At 73.2% G+C, this 20524-nt stretch carries 14 protein-coding genes; 11 read left to right on the top strand and 3 right to left on the bottom strand.

Annotation, left to right across the window (positions count from 1 at the left end):
* Positions 1-63 precede the first annotated feature (63 nt).
* Complete coding sequence (locus DEJ46_RS13160) at positions 64-1638, bottom strand: alpha/beta hydrolase (protein WP_150266299.1); 1575 nt, start codon at positions 1636-1638, stop codon at positions 64-66.
* A gap of 81 nt (positions 1639-1719) precedes the next feature.
* Positions 1720-4452: a lysylphosphatidylglycerol synthase transmembrane domain-containing protein gene (locus DEJ46_RS13155; protein ID WP_150266297.1), complete on the bottom strand. Its 2733-nt coding sequence runs from the start codon at positions 4450-4452 to the stop codon at positions 1720-1722.
* 174 nt (positions 4453-4626) lie between these two features.
* Here DEJ46_RS13155 and DEJ46_RS13150 point away from each other — a divergent pair, with 174 nt between their 5' ends.
* The 7 genes from DEJ46_RS13150 to nudC all read left to right on the top strand — a co-directional run bounded on the left by DEJ46_RS13150 (position 4627) and on the right by nudC (position 16470).
* Positions 4627-4992 carry an MGMT family protein gene (locus tag DEJ46_RS13150; RefSeq protein WP_150266295.1) on the top strand — a complete coding sequence of 122 codons (366 nt, stop codon included), beginning with the start codon at positions 4627-4629 and terminating at the stop codon, positions 4990-4992.
* 242 nt (positions 4993-5234) lie between these two features.
* On the top strand, positions 5235-8702 hold the full coding sequence (locus DEJ46_RS13145; protein WP_150266293.1) for an ATP-dependent helicase: 3468 nt from the start codon (positions 5235-5237) through the stop codon (positions 8700-8702).
* 128 nt (positions 8703-8830) lie between these two features.
* Positions 8831-9586 (top strand): hypothetical protein, encoded by a 756-nt coding sequence (locus DEJ46_RS13140; protein ID WP_150266291.1) that lies wholly within the window; start codon positions 8831-8833, stop codon positions 9584-9586.
* A gap of 80 nt (positions 9587-9666) precedes the next feature.
* Complete coding sequence (locus tag DEJ46_RS13135) at positions 9667-10563, top strand: hypothetical protein (protein ID WP_150266289.1); 897 nt, start codon at positions 9667-9669, stop codon at positions 10561-10563.
* Positions 10564-10626: 63 nt separating this feature from the next.
* Positions 10627-14040: an ATP-dependent DNA helicase gene (locus DEJ46_RS13130; protein WP_150266287.1), complete on the top strand. Its 3414-nt coding sequence runs from the start codon at positions 10627-10629 to the stop codon at positions 14038-14040.
* A gap of 10 nt (positions 14041-14050) precedes the next feature.
* The gene (locus DEJ46_RS13125; protein WP_150266286.1) at positions 14051-15469 is read left to right on the top strand and encodes a dipeptidase; all 1419 of its coding nucleotides are present in this window, start codon (positions 14051-14053) and stop codon (positions 15467-15469) included.
* A 35-nt stretch (positions 15470-15504) separates the two neighbouring features.
* Complete coding sequence (nudC, locus tag DEJ46_RS13120) at positions 15505-16470, top strand: NAD(+) diphosphatase (RefSeq protein WP_223834606.1); 966 nt, start codon at positions 15505-15507, stop codon at positions 16468-16470.
* 68 nt (positions 16471-16538) lie between these two features.
* Here nudC and DEJ46_RS13115 read toward each other — a convergent pair whose 3' ends face one another.
* Positions 16539-16781 carry a mycoredoxin gene (locus DEJ46_RS13115; RefSeq protein WP_055641439.1) on the bottom strand — a complete coding sequence of 81 codons (243 nt, stop codon included), beginning with the start codon at positions 16779-16781 and terminating at the stop codon, positions 16539-16541.
* A gap of 147 nt (positions 16782-16928) precedes the next feature.
* Here DEJ46_RS13115 and DEJ46_RS13110 point away from each other — a divergent pair, with 147 nt between their 5' ends.
* The 4 genes from DEJ46_RS13110 to DEJ46_RS13095 all read left to right on the top strand — a co-directional run bounded on the left by DEJ46_RS13110 (position 16929) and on the right by DEJ46_RS13095 (position 20470).
* A complete protein-coding gene (locus DEJ46_RS13110) occupies positions 16929-19106 on the top strand; it encodes an ATP-dependent DNA helicase UvrD2 (protein WP_190622608.1) in 2178 nt (725 codons plus the stop codon).
* Between the two features lie 176 nt (positions 19107-19282).
* A complete protein-coding gene (locus DEJ46_RS13105) occupies positions 19283-19609 on the top strand; it encodes a hypothetical protein (protein WP_223835461.1) in 327 nt (108 codons plus the stop codon).
* A gap of 172 nt (positions 19610-19781) precedes the next feature.
* Positions 19782-20150 (top strand): WhiB family transcriptional regulator, encoded by a 369-nt coding sequence (locus tag DEJ46_RS13100; protein WP_055641437.1) that lies wholly within the window; start codon positions 19782-19784, stop codon positions 20148-20150.
* On the top strand, positions 20147-20470 hold the full coding sequence (locus tag DEJ46_RS13095) for a hypothetical protein (RefSeq protein WP_150266282.1): 324 nt from the start codon (positions 20147-20149) through the stop codon (positions 20468-20470). Before DEJ46_RS13100 ends, DEJ46_RS13095 begins: the two co-directional genes overlap by 4 nt.
* The last annotated feature ends 54 nt before the right edge of the window (positions 20471-20524 follow it).

Here is a 20524-nt window from a genome sequence, read left to right as displayed (position 1 = left end):
GGACATGTGTTCCCCCAGGATCCCGGCAAGGCCGCCCATCCTAGGGGGTGCTCGCCCGCCGGCTCACTTGCAGACGGTCCCCGTGGCCGGCAGCTTCCCGTCCAGGAGGTACGCGTCCACCGCCTTCTTCACGCACGCGTTGCCGCTGTTGTAGGCGCCGTGGCCCTCACCCTCGTACGTCAGCTCGATGCCGACGCCCTTGCCGAGCGCGTTCACCATCGCGCGCGTGCCCTCGTACGGCGTCGCCGGGTCCCCGGTCGTGCCGATGACCAGGAGCGGGGCCGACCCGGGCGCGGAGACGTCCGGGTGCTCCCAGGTGCCGGGCACCGGCCACTGCGAGCAGCTCGCGAGCGCCCAGCCCATGAAGTCGCCGAAGACCGGGGAGGCCTCGCGGAACTTGCCGAGCCGCTCCTTCGCCTGGCCGAGGGTGTAGCGCTCCTTGAAGTCCACGCAGTTGATGGCGGCGTTGGCGGCCTGGATGTTGCTGTACGAGCCGGTCTGGCCGCGCCCGTTCATCGAGTCGGAGAGCGAGAGGAGCAGCGCGCCGTCGCCGCCGTCGGCCGCTTCGAGGCCCTGCTCCAGGTAGGGCCAGTACTCCTTGGAGTAGAGGGCCTGCGCGATGCCGTTGGTGGCCTGCGTCTGGGTCAGTTCGCGGGCGCCGATGCCCGGGATCGGCTTCTTGTCGAGCGAGGCCAGGAGGTCGGTGACGAAGGACTCGACCTCGGCGACGCTCGTACCGGGCAGGGTGCACTCGTCGCCGCGGTCCACGCAGTCCTGGGCGAAGTTGTCGAGGGCGAGCTGGAAGCCCTTCGCCTGGCCGAGCGCGCCTTCCTCGACACCCGCGTCCGGGTCGACGACGGCGTCCAGGACGGCCCGGCCCATGTTCTTCGGGAAGAGATGGGCGTAGACGCCGCCGAGTTCGGTGCCGTACGAGATGCCGAAGTAGTGGAGCTTGTCGTCGCCGAGGACCTGGCGCATCAGGTCCAGGTCCCGGGCGGCGTTCTCGGTGCCGACGTGGGGGAGCGCAGGCCCCGCGTCCTTCTCGCAGCCGGCCGCGTACTTCTTCTGCGCGTCCGACAGGGTCCGCTCCTCGGCCGCGTCGTCGGGCGTGAAGTCGAGGGCGTAGTACGCGTCGAGCTCCTTGTCGGTCGCGCACTCGACGGGGTCGCTGCGGCCCACCCCGCGCGGGTCGAAGGAGACCAGGTCGTAGCGGGAGCGGAGGGACTCGTACTCGTTGGCGAAGCCCGGCAGGCCGGTGATGCCGGAGCCGCCGGGCCCGCCGAAGTTGAAGACGAGCGAGCCGATGCGGGCCTCGGGGTCCCGGGCCCGGGCCCGGATCAGGGCCAGCTCGATGGTCTCGCCGGCCGGCTGCGCCCAGTCCAGCGGCGCCTGGAGGAAGGAGCACTCCCAGGCGGTGCCGCCGGGCAGCGGCGAGGGCGCGGGCCCGCCGCCCTCGGCGGCGGACGGTGCCGTGCAGGGGGCCCAGACCAGCTTCTGCGACGTCAGCGCCGAGAGCCCGGGCGAGCCGGTCGGCTTCGTCGTGTCGGCCGCGTCGTCCCCGCCGTCCGAGCACCCGGCGGCGAGCAGCACGGTCGTGGCGGTGATCAGGGCGGCGCGCTGGGCGGCGGAGATCGGCATAGGCCCATCGTGGGCCGCCGCCCGGACCTCCGCGCGGGGCGGAGGTCCAAGTGGGTGGGCCCGGGCGGGCCGGTCCCCCTCCTACAGCGCTTCGCGTTTCGTCAGCCAGTTGAAGCAGATCCAGCCAGGGAGGACCGGGATGTACAGCGTCAGCAGGCGGTAGAGCAGCACCGCCGGGGTCGCGACCTCGATGGGGAGGCCGACCGCCACCAGACCGAAGGTGAGCGCGGTCTCCACCGCGCCCACGCCGCCCGGGGTCGGCGCCGCCGAGCCGAGCGCGTTGCCCGCCAGGAAGACGACCGCCACGCTCGCGTAGCTGAGCGACTGGTTCTCGTGGTCGAAGGCCCGGATCGAGGCGTCCAGGCAGAACACGAAGGTGGCGGTGAGCAGCAGCATCCCGCCGATGCCGGTGAGCAGCTTCATCGGCCGCTGGAGCACGTCCAGCATGCGCGGCACCACACCGGCGAAGAGCGAGCGCAGCCGCGTCGACACGAACTTCCGCATGAACGGGATCGCCGTCACGACGAGCACGAGCACCGCGACCGTGAGGAGACCGGCGATGACCGTCCTCGACGGGGTGAAGGACTGCGACCGCTCCTGCCCCGTCAGATAGCCGAAGGCGAGCAGCAGCAGGATGTGCGCCCCGAGTCCGAAGAGCTGCGAGGCGCCGACACTGGCCACCGCGAGTCCCGGCCGTACTCCTGAGCGCTGGAGGAAGCGGGTGTTCAGGGCGACACCGCCGACCGCGGCCGGGGCGACGATCTTCACGAACGAGCCGGCGACCTGAGCCACCACCGTCCGCCAGAACCCGACCCGCTCCGGCACGAAGCCCAGCAGGCTCATGGCCGCCGCGACGTAGCTGATCGCGGAGAACAGCACCGCGGCCGTCACCCACCGCCAGTCCGCCTCGCCGATCGTCGACAGCGGCGTACGGGAGATCTGCGCGAGCAGGAAGTACCCGGCGATCACGCCCGCGATCAGACTGACCAGGGTCCGCGGCTTGATCCGCTCCAGCCGGACCGGTTCCACCGGCGCCTGCGGGCGGATGAGCAGGACCTGCTGCCGGATCTGGGCCAGCAGGTCCTCCTCGCGGGCCTCGTCGAGCGCCGTGTCGAGGGCCCGCTTCTCGGCCTTCCTGTCCGCCTTCCTCTCGGCCTTCGTCCCCGCCTTGCTCCCTGCCTTGATCCCTGCCTTGGCCCCGGCCATGGACCCGGCCTGTACGGCCGGTCTGTCCGACGCCGCGTCCGGCAGACCGCCCGAGGCCTCGTCCGCCGTCCGCTCCGCCGCGGCCGCGGCCTTCGCGAGCTCGCGCTCGTGCTTGGCCGCCTCGGACGCCGCGAGCACGGCCTCGCGCTCGCGCTGCGACCGCTCCCGCGCCAGCCGCCGCAGCGTCGCGCGCGTGGAGCGGCTCAGCGCGATCGGCTGGAGGAGCGGCAGGCAGTCGGCGACGCTGTCCGGCCCGAGGATCTCCACGGCCGCCGCGACCGCCCGCTCGGCCCCGACCCGCAGGCCGAGGGTGGTGAGCAGCTGCGCGATGTCCATCCGCAGGATCAGGTCCCCGGCCGCGATCTCGCCGCCCCGCAGGTCGGTCAGGAACACCCTGCCGGAACGATCCACCAAGATCGCGTCGCCCGCGAGCCTGCGGTGGGCGATCCGGCGCGACTGGAGCGCCCGCACCTGCCGCCAGGCGCCGCGTACCAGCTCGTCGGTGATCTCCTTGTCGTCGAGCGAGTCGAGGCTCCGGCCGCCGATGTGCTCGTACACGAGCATCACGGCGTCGGGACCGAGCTCCGAGGTGGCGATCAGCTTCGGCGCGTTCGCCCCGGCGGCGATGGCCGCGTAGGCGAGGAGTGCCTCCTGCTCCAGGGCCTGGCGGAGCGAGACGATCGACCGGCGGGTGGTGATCGTCCGCAGCGTGATCCGCCGCCACACCCGGTAGAAGAAGCCGTGCGCCTGCTGCTCGCGGTCGACGACGGTGACGTCGAGCGGTGGCCCGGCCTCCAGGGTCACGATGTAGCGGCGGCCCCGGTCCCCGATGTCCGAGGCGTCCGGCACGCCCTCGGCACGAAGCGCCGTGACCGGCCGGAAGCCGACCCGGCGCAGGCCGGCGAGGAGCGTCTGGCCGGTGGGTCTGACGTTCGGGGAGCCGACGGCGTACAGCGTGCCGTAGGCCACGGTCCAGCCGATCAGCACGGTCAGCACGATGGAGAGCGCCGTGGTGTAGCCGGCGACCAGCATCGTGAACGCGTCGAGCAGCAGTACCGCCCAGAGCGACACCCGCCAGCGGGGTCTGCGGGCCATGCCGACGGCGGTCATGTACGCGATGACCGGGGCGAGGTAGTTGTGCACCGGGTCGGTGAGCCCGCCCCCGGACTGCGGCTGGGTCAGCGCTTCCTGGATCGTGCTGGGCGCCCCCTGCGCGACCCAGAGGTCGGTGGCGAGGGTGACGCCGTGCGCGAGGACGGCGGCGAGGACGCCGTCGGCGATGCGCAGGCCGTCCCGTTTGATCAGGCGCTCGATGGCGAAGGCGACCGGGACCAGCAGGACGGCGATGGAGGAGACGAGACCGGCGATCTTGACGAAGACGTCGGGGGCCCCGCCGGCGCCCTTGTTGATGTCCTCCTCGAGCCCCGACGTCGTGCCGTGCGCGAAGGCGGCGATGGCGATGACGAGACCGATGGCGAGGAGACCGGCGAGCAGCCGCATCAGGTCGGAGGGCCGGTGCACGCGGGCGGCGAGCAGGGGTTCGTCCCCGGAGACCCGCTCGGGGAGCCCGGCCTCGCCCTCCTCGGGAGGCTGCGTGTCCTGCCCCATCACCCTGTCCGTCTCTGCATGCGCGTCTTGTCGTTCCCGCTCTTGCCGTTGTTCTCGTTCTCGTTCTTGTATTTGTCGCTCTTGATCTCGTATCACCAGTCACCGCCCGGACGATGGTGGCACGAAGAGCTGCCGCGCGGAGGCATCAGGGCCATGTCGGTGGGGTGAGGCAGGATGAGACGGATGAGCGTGGAGGAACCCGTGGGGGAGACCGGAGAACTGCCCGAGTACGCGGAGCGGGTGCTCGACGTCGCCGACGGGATCCCGCCCGGCCGGGTGATGACCTATGGCGACGTCGCCGAATGGCTGGGCGAGGGCGGGCCCCGTCAGGTCGGCCGGGTGATGGCCCTGTACGGCGGGACGGCGCCGTGGTGGCGCGTGGTCCGCGCGGACGGGATCCTGCTTCCCGGGCACGAGCTGCGGGCCCTCGACCACTACCGCGCGGAGGGCACCCCGCTGCGCGAGGCGGGCCGGGCGGCCGAGGGACACGTGCCGAGGATCGACATGCGGCGGGCGCGCTGGGACGGATCTCACACCTGAGTCCGGAGCCCCGGGGGGCATGGGCCGGGCAAGCCGGACGGAGCCGGTGGGGCGGACGCGGTACGGGGTGAGGGACCGCTTCCGGTACGGGGCACGGTGCCGGATCCGGCCCGGAGTACGGCTCGGCGCCGGTCTGTTTCGCGTAACGTCGACGTTCGCGTCTGCCGCGGCGACGGCCGCCGCGGATGGGCGCATCACCCGCATCACACGCACCACCACTTCCCCCAGGACCGGCGAACCACGTGAGCTCCTCCTCCACCACCCGGCACACGCCGCACCAGGGACAGCCGTACCCGGGTCCGGGCCGGCAGCGGACCCCGGGCGCGTACCGACTGGTGCGTACCGCGCCGGCCCCGCTGGATCCCCCTCAGCTGGACGCAGCCCAGCGGGAAGTGGTTGACCACGAGGGCGGACCACTCCTCGTCCTCGCCGGACCCGGCACCGGGAAGACGACGACGCTGGTCGAGTCGGTCGCGGCCCGGATGGAGCGGGGCGCCGACCCCGAACGGCTCCTCGTCCTCACCTTCAGCCGCAAGGCCGCCGTCGAACTCCGCGACCGGATGGCCACCCGGCTCGGCGGCCGGCGCCCGCCGCAGGCGACGACCTTCCACTCGTACTGCTACGCCCTGATCCGCGCCCACCAGGACGCCGAACTCTTCGCCGAACCGCTGCGGCTGCTCTCCGGACCGGAACAGGACCTCGCCGTGCGCGAGCTGCTCGCCGGCCACATCGACCTGGAGAAGGCCGGTCTCGGCAGCATCCGCTGGCCCGACGAACTCCGCGCCTGCCTCACCACCCGCGGCTTCGCCGACGAGGTCCGGGCCGTCCTCGCGCGCTCGCGCGAGCTGGGCCTCGGCCCGGACGCCCTCGCCCGCTTCGCGGAGCGCGTCGGCCGCCCGGACTGGAAGGCGGCGGCCGGCTTCCTCGCCGAGTACCTCGACGTCCTCGACCTCCAGGGCGTCCTCGACTACACGGAGCTCGTCCACCGGGCCGTACCGCTCGCGGGGAGCACCCGCCTGCCCGGGTACGACGCGATCTACGTCGACGAGTACCAGGACACCGACCCGGCGCAGGTCCGGCTCCTGCACGCCCTCACGGGCGGCGGGCGCGGCACGGTCGTCGCCTTCGGTGACCCCGACCAGTCCATCTACGCCTTCCGGGGCGCCGACGTGAACGGCATCCTCGACTTCCCGGACGCCTTCGGCGGCGGGGCCGTCAAGGTCCTGGGCACCTCGCGCCGCGCGGGCGCCGAGCTCCTCGGGGCGACGAGACTGCTCACCCAGCGCATGCCGCTGACCCGGCTCCCCTCCGACAAGGTCCGCGCGCACCGCGAACTGACGGCGGCCCGACCCGGCGGCCGGGCCGAGGCGTACACGTACCCCACGGCATCGGCGGAGGCCGAGAACATCGCCGACCTGCTGCGCCGGGCGCACCTGGAGGACGGCGTCCCCTGGCAGGACATGGCCGTCCTCACCCGCGCCGCCGCCACCCTCCCGTCCCTCCGCCGCGCCCTCACCTCGGCAGGCGTCCCGGTGGAAACGGACGCCGCGGACACCCCACTCCGCCACGAACCGGCGGTGGCCCCCCTGCTCCTGGCGCTCCGAGCGGTGGCAAAGTCCCACCCCGCCGAGCCCACACGTGAATCGGACCCGGTGGTGGGCATGCGTTCCGCCGGGGCTGGGGGTACCTCCCAGGCGGAGCTCCGGGGGAGGGCGGGCACAACCCACGACGGCGCCGCACCGTCGGCGCCCCCCTCGGCAGACGCACCCGCCGAGCCCGGGTCCGGCGGTGAGGCCCCGGCCACGGAGGCCTCGGCCGGCGTCAACGCCACCGCCGGATGGCTCTCCGTCGAGACCGCACAAGAACTCCTCGCCTCCCCCCTCGCCGGCGTCGACCCCGCCGACCTCCGCCGCCTCGGCCGCGCCCTCCGCGACGAGGAGCGTGCCGCAGGCAACAAGGTCCCGCCCCCCTCCGACGTCCTCCTCGCCCGCGCCCTCGCCGAGCCCGAGCGCCTCGTCGCGCACGACCCCGCCTACGCCCGCGGCGCCCAGCGCCTGGGGAGGCTCCTCCAGGAGACCCGTACGCTCCTCGACGCCGGCGGCACCGCCGAGGAGGCCCTCTGGGTGCTCTGGAACGGCACCCCCTGGCCCGGCCGCCTGGAGCGCGCCGCCCTCCGCGGCGGCCCCGCCGGGCGCAACGCCGACCGGGATCTCGACGCCGTCTGCGCGCTCTTCGAGACCGCCGCCCGCGCCGAGGAACGCGTCGGCGGCCGAGGCGTCCTCAACTTCCTGGAAGAGCTCGACGCCCAGGACATCGCCGCCGACACCCTCACCCGCCGCCACACCCGCCCCGACGCCGTCCGCCTCATGACCGCCCACCGCTCCAAGGGCCTCGAATGGGGATTCGTCGTCGTCGCCGGCGTCCAGGAGGGCCTCTGGCCCGACCTGCGCCGCCGCGGCTCCCTCCTCGAAGCCGACCGCATCGGCCGCGACGGCCTCGCCGAGCCCCTCACCCCCGGCGCCCTCCTCGCCGAGGAGCGCCGCCTCTTCTACGTGGCCGCCACCCGCGCCCGCGACCGCCTCGTCGTCACCGCCGTGAAGGCACCGGCGGAGGACGGCGACCAGCCCTCCCGGTTCCTCACCGAGTTCGGCGCCGAGCCGAAGGAGGTGCCGGGCCGCCCCCGCCGCCCCCTCGCCGTCTCCGCCCTGGTCGCCGAGCTGCGGGCGACGACCGTCGACCCGGCCGCCTCGCCCGCGCTCCGCGACGCCGCCGCCCACCGCCTCGCCTCCCTCGCCGCGCTCACCGACGAGGACGGCCAGCCGCTGGTGCCGGCCGCGCACCCCGACCGCTGGTGGGGACTCTTCGAGCCGACGCACAGCACGGTGCCGCTGCGCGACCGCGACGCACCCGTCGCCCTCTCGCCGAGCGCCCTGGAGAACCTCGCCACCACCTGCTCCCTCCAGTGGTTCCTGGGCCGCGAGGTCAAGGCCGCGGCCCCCGCCACCGCCGCCCAGGGCTTCGGCAACGTCGTGCACGTCCTCGCCGACGAGGTCGCCTCCGGCCGCACCCCGGCCGACCTCGACGTCCTCATGGCCCGCCTGGACTCGGTCTGGGACGCCCTCGCCTTCGACGCGCCCTGGAAGTCGGCCCAGGAGAAGGCCCACGCGCGCGTGGCGCTCGAACGCTTCCTGCAGTGGCACGTCATGGACCGCGGCGGCCGCACCCCCGCCGCCTCCGAGCACGGCTTCGACGTGACCCTTGAGGCGGGGGAGTACGCGGTCCGCATCCGCGGCTCCATGGACCGCGTCGAGACCGACGAGCAGGGCCGCGCGTACGTCGTCGACTTCAAGACCGGCAAGTCCGCCCCCACCCGGGACGAGGTCGCCCACCACCCGCAGCTCGCGGTCTACCAGCTCGCGGTCCGGGAAGGAGCCCTCGACGAGGTCTTCGACGGGCACCGGCCGGAGCCGGGCGGCGCCGAACTCGTCCAGCTGAGGCAGGCCGCCCCGAAGAAGGAGGGCGGGGACGCCCTGCCGAAGGTCCAGGCCCAGGAACCCCTGGACGGGGAGTGGGTCGGCGACCTGCTCGCCACCGCCGCGGGCCGTGTCCTCGACGAGCGCTTCACCCCCACGACCGGCCAGCACTGCGCGAACTGCGCCTTCCGCGCCTCGTGCAGCGCCCAGCCGGAGGGCCGCCAGATCGTCGAATGACGATCTGTGCGGAGCGTCACGTTCCGCTTCGTACATCCTTTGTTCGTCTTCACGGGTCAGTCTTCGCGGCGGCCCGCATAAGGGCGCCGTGAAGACAAGCTGTGAATGAACGCTGAGGGAGTACACGCATGAAGGCCAATCGGAAGCTCTGGGCTGCGGCGACGGTCTGCGCGGCGGTGGTCGCGGGCGTCACGGGCTGTGCCCAGGGCGACGACAAGGCCGCGGACCCCTTCGCGGGCCTCACGGCCGACGCCATCGCCGACAAGGCGGTCGAGGCCACGAAGGCGGCCACCGCCTTCCACATGAACGGCAAGGGCAAGACCGACGGAGACGACATGACGGTCGACCTCTCCGTCGACAGCAAGGGCTCCTGCAAGGGCATGATGGAGACCGGCAAGGGCGGCAAGGCCGAGATGATCGGCACCGGCGGCTTCAGCTACATGAAGGGCGACGAGGCCTTCTGGGGCTCCACCGCCGGCGAGGAGGGCGACTCCCCGGAGGAGGCCGGCGCCATGACCGCGCTGCTCAAGGGCCGCTGGATGAAGATGCCCGCCGGAGACGAGGGCCCCGACGCCTTCTGCGACCTCAAGACCATCGTCAAGGACATGGACGAGGACACGCCGCGCAAGGGCCTGACCCGCGGCGACGACGCCGACGTCGACGGCACGCCCGCCGCCGTGCTGACGAAGAAGGGCACGAAGGGCGAGACGACGACCTTCTACGTGGCCAAGGACGCCGCCAAGCCGTTCGTCCTCCGTGTCGTGGAGGCCGGCGGCAAGGAGCCCGGCACGGTCACCTTCAGCGACTACGACAAGCCGATCACGGTCACCGCGCCCCCGGCCGACCAGGTCGTCGACATGGCGGAGCTCGCCGGCGCCTCCTGACCCGCCCCGTCCGGTCGCGGGCACGCGCGCGTGGGGCGACCCTGGTGGACAGGGGCCGGGGAATCCGCGAGGAGGCTCGCATGGCGTCCCACCGAAAGCTCCGCGCCGCGGCCGTCGTCTGCGCCGCCGTCGCCGTCGCGGGACCCGCGTCGGCGGCGGCCTGGGCGGCGCCCCCGACAGCGGTCCGGGCGGCGGCCCAGGAGGCCGCGCCGGTCGCGCCCGCCGCCGCCCCCTCACCATCACCGGATCCCTTCGCGGACCTCACCCCCGACGAGATCGGCGACCGGGCGATCACCGCCACCCAGTCCGCGACCTCGCTCCGCATGGCGGGCCGGGTCACCGCCGACGGGCAGCCGCTCGACATCGACTTCGCCGTCAACGAGCGGGACGAGTGCACCGGCCTGATGAAGATCGGCGGCGGCACCGCCGAGCTGCGCCGCATCGACGGCATCACGTACATGAAGGGCGACGAGGCCTTCTGGCGCGTCTCCATGGCCTCCCAAGGGATGTCCGAGCCACAGATCGGCGCCACGATCGAGCTCGTCAAGGGCCGCTGGCTGAAGATCTCTCCGGGACAGGCCGGCAGCAGCGACCTCAGCGGCGTCTGCGACCTGGAGGGACTCCTCGCCTCCCTGGACGAGGACAGGGCGGAGCCCGGTGCTCTGGTGCGAGGGCCGGACGGCGAGGTGGACGGCACCCCGGTCGCGACCCTCGTGAAGAGGGAGACGGCCGAGGAGACGACCGGCGAAGAGCCGACCGGCACGGCGACGGCCGAACCGGAGGCGACCGAACCGGAGGTGACCACCGTCTCCGTCTCCCAGGAGGGCAAGCCCTACATCCTCAAGATGGTCAAGACGGGCGGCGAGGAGCCGGGCTCCATGACGCTCTCCGACTTCGACGAGCCGGTCGAGGTGGCCGTCCCGCCCGCCTCCGAGACGGTGGACCTGTCCAAGCTGGACCAGGGCACGAGCGCGTGAGCCGGGCCACGGGGAGAGCCGCACCCGGCCGTACTGTCAGCAGGGCGCGTTAGCCTCTTTGAGGTGACCGCACACCTCAGCGACCCCGAGCAGCTCAAGGAGCTCCTCGGCATCCCGTTCACCCCGGAGCAGACGGCCTGCATCACCGCGCCGCTCGCCCCGCAGGTCGTCGTGGCCGGCGCCGGCTCCGGCAAGACGACGGTCATGGCCGCCCGTGTGGTCTGGCTGGTCGGCACGGGACAGGTCGCCCCCGAGCAGGTCCTCGGCCTCACCTTCACCAACAAGGCCGCGGGCGAACTCGCCGAGCGCGTCCGCACCGCCCTCGTCCGCGCCGGGGTCACCGACCCCGACGTCATCGACCCGGACGACCCCCCCGGCGAGCCCCGCATCTCCACGTACCACGCCTTCGCCGGACAGCTCCTCACCGACCACGGCCTCCGCATCGGCCTGGAGCCCACCGCCCGGCTCCTCGCCGACGCCACCCGCTACCAGCTCGCCGCGCGCGTGCTGCGCGAGGCCCCCGGCCCGTACCCCGCGCTGACCAAGTCCTTCCCGACCCTCGTCACCGACCTCCTCGCCCTCGACGGCGAGCTCGCCGAGCACCTCGTACGGCCCCAGGACCTCAGGGCGTACGACTCCGAGCTGCTGACCACGCTCGCCGGCGCCAAGCTCAGCAACGCCGAACTGCGCAAGATCCCCGAGGCCACCGCCGCCCGCCGCGAGCTGCTCGACCTCGTCGTCCGCTACCGCGCCGCGAAGCGCTCCCGCGACCTGCTCGACTTCGGCGACCAGATCGCCCTCTCCGCAGAGCTCGCCACCACCCGGCCCGAGGTCGGCGGCCTGCTGCGCGAGGAGTTCCGGGTCGTCCTCCTCGACGAGTACCAGGACACCTCCGTCGCCCAGCGGCTGCTGCTCTCCGGCCTCTTCGGCCAAGGCCCCTCCGGCCGGGCCACCGGACACGCCGTGACCGCCGTCGGCGACCCCTGCCAGGCCATCTACGGCTGGCGCGGCGCCTCCGTCGCCAACCTGGACGACTTCCCCGAGCACTTCCCGCACGCCGACGGCACCCCCGCGAGCCGTTACTCCCTCTCCGAGAACCGGCGCAGCGGCGGCCGCCTCCTCGACCTCGCCAACGGCCTCGCCGCCCCCCTGCGCGCCATGCACGCGGGCGTGGAGGCGCTGCGCCCCGCGCCGGGCGCCGAGAGGGACGGCAGCGTCCGCATCGCCCTGCTGACGACCCACGCCGAGGAGATCGACTGGCTGGCCGACTCCCTCGCCCACCTCGTCCGCACCGGCCGCGAGCCCGGCGAGATCGCCGTCCTGTGCCGGACCGCCACCGACTTCCCCGCGATCCATGCCGCGCTCGTCGCCCGCGACGTGCCCGTCGAGGTCGTCGGCCTCTCCGGCCTCCTCCACCTGCCCGAGATCGCCGACCTCGTCGCCGTCTGCGAGGTCCTCCAGGACCCGGGGGCCAACGCCTCCCTCGTCCGCCTCCTCACCGGCCCCCGCTGGCGCATCGGCCCCCGCGACCTGGCCCTCCTCGGCCGCCGCGCCCGCCTCCTCGTCCACCGGGGCGGCGACGACCCGGACCCCGAGCAGCGGCTCGCCGCCGCCGTCGAGGGCGTCGACCCGGCGGAGGTCGTCTCGCTCGCCGACGCGCTCGACACCTTCCTGGACTCCGGCGGCGCCGCCGACGACGGCCTGCCCTTCTCCGCCGAGGCCCGGGTCCGCTTCGCGCGCCTCGCCGCCGAGCTGCGCGCCCTGCGCACCTCGCTCGCCGACCCGCTCATGGACGTCCTGCACCGGATCCTCGCCGCGACGGGCCTGGAGGTCGAGCTCTCCGCCTCCCCGCACGCGCTGGCCGCCCGCCGCCGCGAGACCCTCTCGAACTTCCTGGACATCGCCGCCGGCTTCGCCTCCCTCGACGGCGAGGCGAGCCTGCTCGCCTTCCTCGGCTTCCTGCGCACCGCGGTCCAGTTCGAGAAGGGCCTCGACAACGCCCTCCCGGGCGGCGAGAACACGGTGAAGGTCCTCACCGCCCACAAGTCCAAGGGCCTGGAGTGGGACGTCGTCGCCGTCCCCGGTCTGGTCGCCGGAGCGTTCCCCAGCGCCCGCGCCCGTGAGGCGTGGACCTCCCAGCCCCAGGTGCTCCCGCACGCCCTGCGCGGCGACGCGGAGACGCTGCCGGGGATCGACACCTGGGACGCCAAGTCCCTCACGTCGTTCAAGAACGCCATGCGGGACCACCAGCACACCGAGGAACTCCGCCTCGGCTACGTCACCTTCACGCGCCCCCGCTCCCTCCTCCTCGGCTCGGCCCACTGGTGGGGACCGTCCCAGAAGAAGCCCCGCGGCCCCTCGGACTTCCTCCAGGCCCTGTACGAGCACTGCGAGGCCGGCCACGGCGACATCGAGTCCTGGGCGGACGCCCCGGAGCCCGACACGGAGAACCCGACCCTCAAGGAGAACGGCACGGACCGGGCCTGGCCGCTACCGCTGGACGCGGAGTCCTTCAGGCGCCGCCAGGAGGCGGCGGGTCTCGTCCGCACCGCGTTGTGGGCGTACGTTCCGCAGGAGCTGGGGGTCCCCCCTCTGGGCGAGGGCGGGCACAGCCCCCGGAGCACAGCGCCCCACCGTCCGGACCCCGCCCCCGAGGACCTCTGGCCGGACGAGGAGGAACCCGTCTGGGACGAGGACGAAGAGGCCCTCCCCGAGGACACCCACGCGGACGCGGTCCCGGCCCCCCGCGGGGAGGCCCCGTCGCTCACCCCCGAGGACGCGAGGACCATCGCCTCCTGGGACCGCGACCTCACCGCCCTCACCACCGAGCTCCGCCGCGCCCGTGCGACGACCCGGGACGTCCTGCTGCCCGCCTACCTCTCCGCCTCCCAGGTGCTGCGCCTCGCCGCCGACCCCGACGGCTTCGCCCAGGACCTGGCCCGCCCCATGCCCAAGCCGCCGCAGCCCGCGGCCCGCCGGGGCACCCGGTTCCACGCCTGGGTGGAGTCCCGCTTCGAGGAGCTGCCGCTGCCGTTCCTCGGCCCGGAGGAGCTCCCCGGCGGCGAGGACTTCGCCGGAGAGCCCGAGATCCTCGACGAGCGGGACCTCGACGCCCTCAAGGAGGCCTTCGCCCGCACGCCGTACGCCCACCGCTCCCCGTACCGCGTCGAGGTCCCCGTCCACCTCACCCTCGCGGGCCGCGTCGTCCGGGGCCGGATCGACGCCGTCTACCGGGACCCGGACACCGGCGCGTACGAGATCGTCGACTGGAAGACCAGCCACCACCGCACCGCCGACCCCCTCCAGCTCGCGATCTACCGGCTGGCCTGGGCCGAGCAGCACGGCCTCGCGCCCGAGGACGTCACGGCCGCTTTCGTCTACGTCCGGACGGGTGAGGTCGCCCGCCCCGCCCGCCTGCCGGGGCGGACGGAGCTGGAGGCCCTCCTCCTTGCCGAGGCACCCCCCGGCGCCGGATAGGCTCGGAGGCATGAGCGAGACCCCGGACAGCGCCGTCCACGCCGTGCGTACGTACATCGAGCAGCACCGCGCCGCCTTCCTCGGCGACCTGGCCGACTGGCTGCGCATCCCCTCCGTGTCGGCGCAGCCCGACCGCGCGGGGGACGTGCGCCGCAGCGCCGAGTGGCTCGCCGCCAAGCTCACGGAGACCGGCTTCGCCACGGTCGAGGTGTGGGAGACGGACGGCGCCCCGGCGGTCTTCGCGGAGTGGCCCTCCGGTGACCCGGACGCCCCGACGGTCCTCGTCTACGGCCACCACGACGTCCAGCCCGCGGCCCGCGAGGACGGCTGGCACACGGAGCCCTTCGAGCCGACCGTGATCGACGGCCGGATGTACGCGCGGGGCGCCGCCGACGACAAGGGGCAGGTGTTCTTCCACACACTCGGGGTCCGCGCCCACCTCGCCGCGACCGGCCGCACCGCCCCCGCCGTCAACCTGAAGCTGATCGTGGAGGGCGAGGAGGAGTCCGGCTCGCCGCACTTCCGCGAGCTCGTCGAGACCCACGCCGAGCGGCTCGCCGCCGACGCCGTGATCGTCTCCGACACCGGCATGTGGTCCGAGACGACCCCCACCGTGTGCACCGGCATGCGCGGGGTCGCCGACTGCGAGATCGAGCTGTACGGCCCCGACCAGGACATCCACTCCGGCTCCTTCGGCGGCGCCGTGCCGAACCCGGCCACCGTCGCCGGCCGGATCGTCGCCGCCCTCCACGACGAGACCGAGCGCGTCGCGATCCCCGGCTTCTACGAGGGCGTCACCGAGCTCTCCGACGCCGAGCGCGCCCTTGTCGCCGAGCTCCCCTTCGACGAGGACGCCTGGCTGCGTACGGCCAAGTCCCACGGCACGCTCGGCGAGGCCGGCTTCACCACCCTGGAGCGCGTCTGGGCCCGCCCCACCGCAGAGGTCAACGGCATCGGCGGCGGCTACCAGGGCCCCGGCGGCAAGACGATCGTCCCCGCCTCCGCCCAGCTGAAGCTGTCGTTCCGGCTGGTCGCCGGCCAGGACCCGGGCAAGATCGAGCTCGCCGTACGGGACTGGCTCGCCGGACTCGTCCCCGCGGGCATCCGGTACGAGATCGTCTTCGGCGCCCCGACCCGCCCCTGCCTCACCCCCCTCGACCACCCCGCCCTCAAGGCGGTGGCCGGGGCCATGAGCCGGGCCTTCGACGGCGCCAAGGTCCGCTACACCCGCGAGGGCGGCTCGGGACCGGCCGCCGACCTCCAGGACGTCCTGGAGGCGCCCGTACTGTTCCTGGGGATCTCCGTCCCGTCCGACGGCTGGCACGCCCCCAACGAGAAGATCGAGCTCGATCTCCTCATGAAGGGCGTCGAGACCACGGCTCACCTGTGGGGCGACCTGCCCGCCGCCCTCCACGCCGCCGCGCGCTGAACCCACACACCGATCCGGGGGAGCTGGAAGCACCTGTGAGCAACTTGAAGCACGCGTCAACGGTCGGGCCGGACCGGCCGGACCGCCCGATCTCGCTGACCGCACCGACCGGCATCGACCGGGCTGCTCACCACCGCCTCGACGAGGCGTGGCTGGCGGCGGCCTGGAGCCACCCCACGACCCGGGTCTTCGTGGTCTCCGGGGGACAGGTGCTCATCGACGACCGGCCCGACGGCACCACCGAGCTCGTCATGACCCCGGCCTTCGAGGCCCCGGTCACCGAGACCCACCGCTACTTCCTGGGCACGGACGCCGACGGGGTGTCGTACTTCGCGCTCCAGAAGGACTCCCTGCCCGGCCGCATGGACCAGTCCGCCCGGCCCGCGGGGCTGCGCGAGGCGGGCCTGCTGCTCTCGGACAGGGACGCGGGCCTCATGGTGCACGCCGTCGCCCTGGAGAACTGGCAGCGGCTCCACCGCTTCTGCTCGCGCTGCGGCGAGCGCACCGTCATCGCCGCCGCCGGGCACATCCGCCGCTGCCAGGCCTGCGGCGCCGAGCACTACCCGCGTACCGACCCGGCGGTCATCATGCTGGTCACGGACGACCAGGACCGGGCCCTGCTCGGCCGCCAGGTGCACTGGCCGGAGGGCCGCTTCTCGACCCTCGCCGGCTTCGTCGAGCCCGGCGAGTCCATCGAGCAGTCGGTGGCCCGCGAGGTCTTCGAGGAGGCCGGCGTCACCGTCGGCGAGGTCGACTACATCGCCAGCCAGCCCTGGCCCTTCCCGTCCAGCCTCATGCTGGGTTTCTTCGCCCGCGCCACCTCCTCGGAGATAGACGTGGACGGCGAGGAGATCCACGAGGCCCGCTGGTTCTCCCGCGAGGACCTCGCCGCCGGCTTCGAGTCCGGCGAGGTGCTGCCCCCGTACGGCATCTCGATCGCCTCCCGGCTGATCGAACTCTGGTACGGCAAGCCCCTCCCGAAGCCGGGCGACGTGGCCTGACCGACAGGAAACCCCCGGCCGGGCGTCTCGCCCGCCGGGGGTTCCGTGTGTCCGGGGCCGTCCTGGGCTCAGACGCCGATCTTCTGCTTGACCTGCGCGAGCGAGGGGTTCGTCAGGGTCGAGCCGTCCGGGAAGAGGACGGTCGGCACGGTCTGGTTGCCGCCGTTGGCCTTCTCGACGAACGCCGCCGAATCCGGGTCCTGCTCGATGTTGATCTCCGAGTACGCGATGCCCTCGCGGTCCATCTGGCTCTTCAGCCGACGGCAGTAGCCGCACCACGTGGTGCTGTACATCGTCACAGTGCCCTGCATGACCTGGCGCTCCTCTTGTTCGCGGACGGGTGCCGAGAGGGAGAACGTACGTCCTGGCCGTCCCATTCCCCGGATTCGTATGACCGGCGCCGCCCGCCTGTGGACAAGCCGCCGCAGCCCGCTCGCCGGACCTGGCAGCATGGACAGGTGACAGCAGCAACGCACTCCACTCTCTTCCCGCAGGTCCCGGAGACGGCCGACGCGGTGCTCGACGGGCTCGACCCCGAGCAGCGCGAGGTCGCGCGGGCCCTGAGCGGCCCGGTGTGCGTGCTGGCGGGAGCCGGCACGGGCAAGACGCGCGCCATCACCCACCGGATCGCGTACGGGGTGCGGGCGGGCATACTCCAGCCCGGCAGTGTGCTGGCCGTCACCTTCACCAACCGCGCCGCGGGCGAGATGCGCGGCCGGCTCCGGCAGCTCGGGGCCGGCGGGGTCCAGGCCCGGACGTTCCACTCCGCCGCCCTCCGCCAGCTCCAGTTCTTCTGGCCGAAGGCCGTCGGCGGCGACATGCCCCGGCTCCTGGAGCGGAAGATCCAGCTCGTCGCCGACGCGGCGGCCCGCTGCCGCGTCCGCCTCGACCGGAACGAGCTGCGCGACGTCACGAGCGAGATCGAATGGGCCAAGGTCACCCAGACGGTCCCCGCCGACTATCCGGCGGCGGTCGCCAAGTCCGTCAGGGACGCCCCGCGCGACCCGGCCGAGATCAGTCAGATCTACGCGCTGTACGAGCAGCTCAAGCGCGACCGCTCGGTGATCGACTTCGAGGACGTCCTGCTGCTCACGGTCGGCATCCTCCAGGACCGGCACGACATCGCCGAGCAGATCCGCCGCCAGTACCAGCACTTCGTCGTGGACGAGTACCAGGACGTCTCCCCGCTGCAGCAGCGCCTGCTCGACCTGTGGCTCGGCGACCGCGACAACCTCTGCGTCGTCGGCGACGCCAGCCAGACCATCTACTCGTTCACCGGCGCCACCCCCGATCACCTCCTGAACTTCCGCAACCGCCATCCGAACGCCACGGTGGTCAAGCTCGTCCGCGACTACCGCTCCACGCCGCAGGTCGTCCACCTCGCCAACGGCCTGCTCAGCCAGGCCCGCGGCCGTGCCGCCGAGCACCGCCTGGAGCTGATCTCCCAGCGCGACCCGGGCCCCGAGCCCGTCTACACGGAGTACGCCGACGAACCGGCCGAGGCCGAGGGCACCGCCCGCCGCATCCGGGACCTCATCGCCGCGGGCGTCCCGGCCGGCGAGATCGCCGTGCTCTACCGGATCAACGCCCAGTCCGAGGTCTACGAGCAGGCCCTCGCCGACGCCGGAGTGCCCTACCAGCTCCGCGGCGCCGAGCGCTTCTTCGAGCGCCAGGAAGTACGGGAAGCGGGCATCGCCCTGCGCGGCGCGGCCCGCGCCGGTGGGAACGACTCCCTCCTCGACGACGCCGAGGACCTGCCCGCGCAGGTCAGGGCCGTGCTCTCCACCAAGAACTGGACCCCCAAGCCGCCGACCGGCTCGGGCGCCGCCCGCGACCGCTGGGAGTCGCTCGCCGCGCTCGTCCGGCTCGCCGAGGACTTCGCCCGTGCCAAGCCGGGCGCCACTCTCTCCGACCTGGTCGCCGAGCTCGACGAGCGGGCCGCCGCCCAGCACGCGCCGACCGTCCAGGGCGTCACCCTCGCCTCGCTGCACGCGGCCAAGGGCCTCGAATGGGACGCCGTGTTCCTCGTCGGCCTCACCGAGGGCATGATGCCCATCACGTACGCCAAGACCGACGAGCAGGTCGAGGAGGAGCGCCGCCTGCTGTACGTGGGCGTCACCCGGGCCCGTGTCCACCTCTCGCTCTCCTGGGCGCTGTCCCGCGCCCCGGGCGGCCGCGCCTCCCGGCGCCCCAGCCGCTTCCTCAAGGGGCTGCGCCCCGGCTCCGGCTCCCTCGGCTCCGCCACGGTCGCCGGTTCCGGAGGCATCGAGCGGGGCCTCGCCGGCGGTCGGCGCAAGCCGCGCGGCCCGGTCCTGTGCCGGGTCTGCGGGGCGACGCTCACCGAGGCGGGCGCGATGAAGCTCATGCGCTGCGAGGACTGCCCCTCGGACATGGACGAGGGCCTCTACGAGCGGCTTCGCGACTGGCGCTCCGAGCAGGCGCGGGAGCTGGCCCAGCCGGCCTACTGCGTCTTCACCGACAAGACGCTCATGGCCATCGCCGAGCGCGTCCCGACCACCGACGGCGAGCTCTCCTCGATCTCCGGCGTCGGCATCCGCAAGCTCGATCGCTTCGGAGCCGACGTCCTGGCCATCTGCGCAGGTGGGGAGGGAGGGGCGGGGGGCGACGAAGTCTGAGGAAAACTCGTCGCGAAAATAGTTTGCGCCCGCCCCGTCAAGCCCCATAGGTTCTTAACCACGGACACGGCGGCTTCTAAGAAGCCCTGTCTTCGTGCTGTACTTGTCCAAATACATACGAGGGTCCGGCTCGCACCCGAGCCCTCCGAGACGCCGAGAGGAGGCGATTCCCCGTGATCAGCAACATCAAGACCAGCACCGCCGGCTTTGTCACCGCCGCCAAAATGACCGATCGCTCCATCGCCTCCGCCTGCTCGCTCGGCCTCTCCGGCGCTGCGTTCCTTGGCAGTGGTCTGCCCGTCACCGGTCTGTCCGGTCTCGGCACGTCCGCCATCGAGCGCAATGAGCGACCGACCAAGGCACTGGAAGCAGTAGCAGCCGGCAAGGCCACGGCCTATGCCTTTGCAGCGACCGGTGCCGGAATCCAGCAGCGGCAGACGACGACGCACCACCACATGATGTGGGCCTTCCGTGGGCTCGAACCCTGGAGTGATCCAGTCTGATCCATGATCAGACAGGCGCCTTCAGGGCCGCGGAACCCCACCCGGGATCCGCGGCCCTTCTGTTTGTCCCCGAACGGGGATGACGGAGCGAAGGGGCCTCGGGCAGAAAACACCCGGTACCAGCCGAAAGCCCGGCCAACAGGCCGGAACGACCAGACGAGGAAAGACCACCGTGCAACTCGAAGCGCACGCCCCGTCCGTACCGCCTTCCGATTCGATCTCCCTGCCCGGCTCCACGGAGGACCACGCTTTGACCCCCCTCACCGCGCTCACCGCGCTCGACGACGCCATCGAGAACCTCGGCGTCCCCGTCCCGTGTCGCGCCTACGACCCCGAGGTCTTCTTCGCGGAGTCCCCGGCCGACGTCGAGTACGCGAAGTCCCTCTGCCGGACCTGCCCGCTCATGGCGGCCTGCCTCGCCGGTGCCCAGGAGCGCCGCGAGCCCTGGGGCGTCTGGGGTGGCGAGCTCTTCGTCCAGGGCGTGGTCGTCGCCCGGAAGCGGCCCCGTGGCCGTCCGCGCAAGAACCCGGTCGCGGCATGAGCGCCACCGGAACCATCGACCGCCCCTACACGCACGACCCCCGGAATCAGGCCCCGATGACCTCCTCCGCGATCGAGCCCATCGGCTCCGCGACCCCCGACTTCTCCACCACCGCCGCGCACACCGCGCGTCAGAACAGGATCCGCGAAATGCAACTCATCCCAGAAGCCCTGGCTCGTGCCCATATGCATGAGCTGCAGCGTGAGGCCGAGGCGGAACGTCAGGCCATGCGCCTGGTCGCCGCCCGGCGCATGCAGCGCCGCGCCGAGCGCGTGTCGCTGCGCGCCCGCCGCGCCCTGGCCATGGCCGTCATGAACTGAGGGGTTCCCACCCCGCGCCCTCAGGGGCGCCCCCGCGGGGGCCGGTCCGAACGG

This window comes from Streptomyces venezuelae, assembly GCF_008642375.1.
GTDB classification, from domain to species: Bacteria; Actinomycetota; Actinomycetes; order Streptomycetales; family Streptomycetaceae; genus Streptomyces; species Streptomyces venezuelae_G.
Note: the sequence above shows the minus strand (reverse complement) of the source record. Positions and strands in the feature narration are given on the sequence as shown.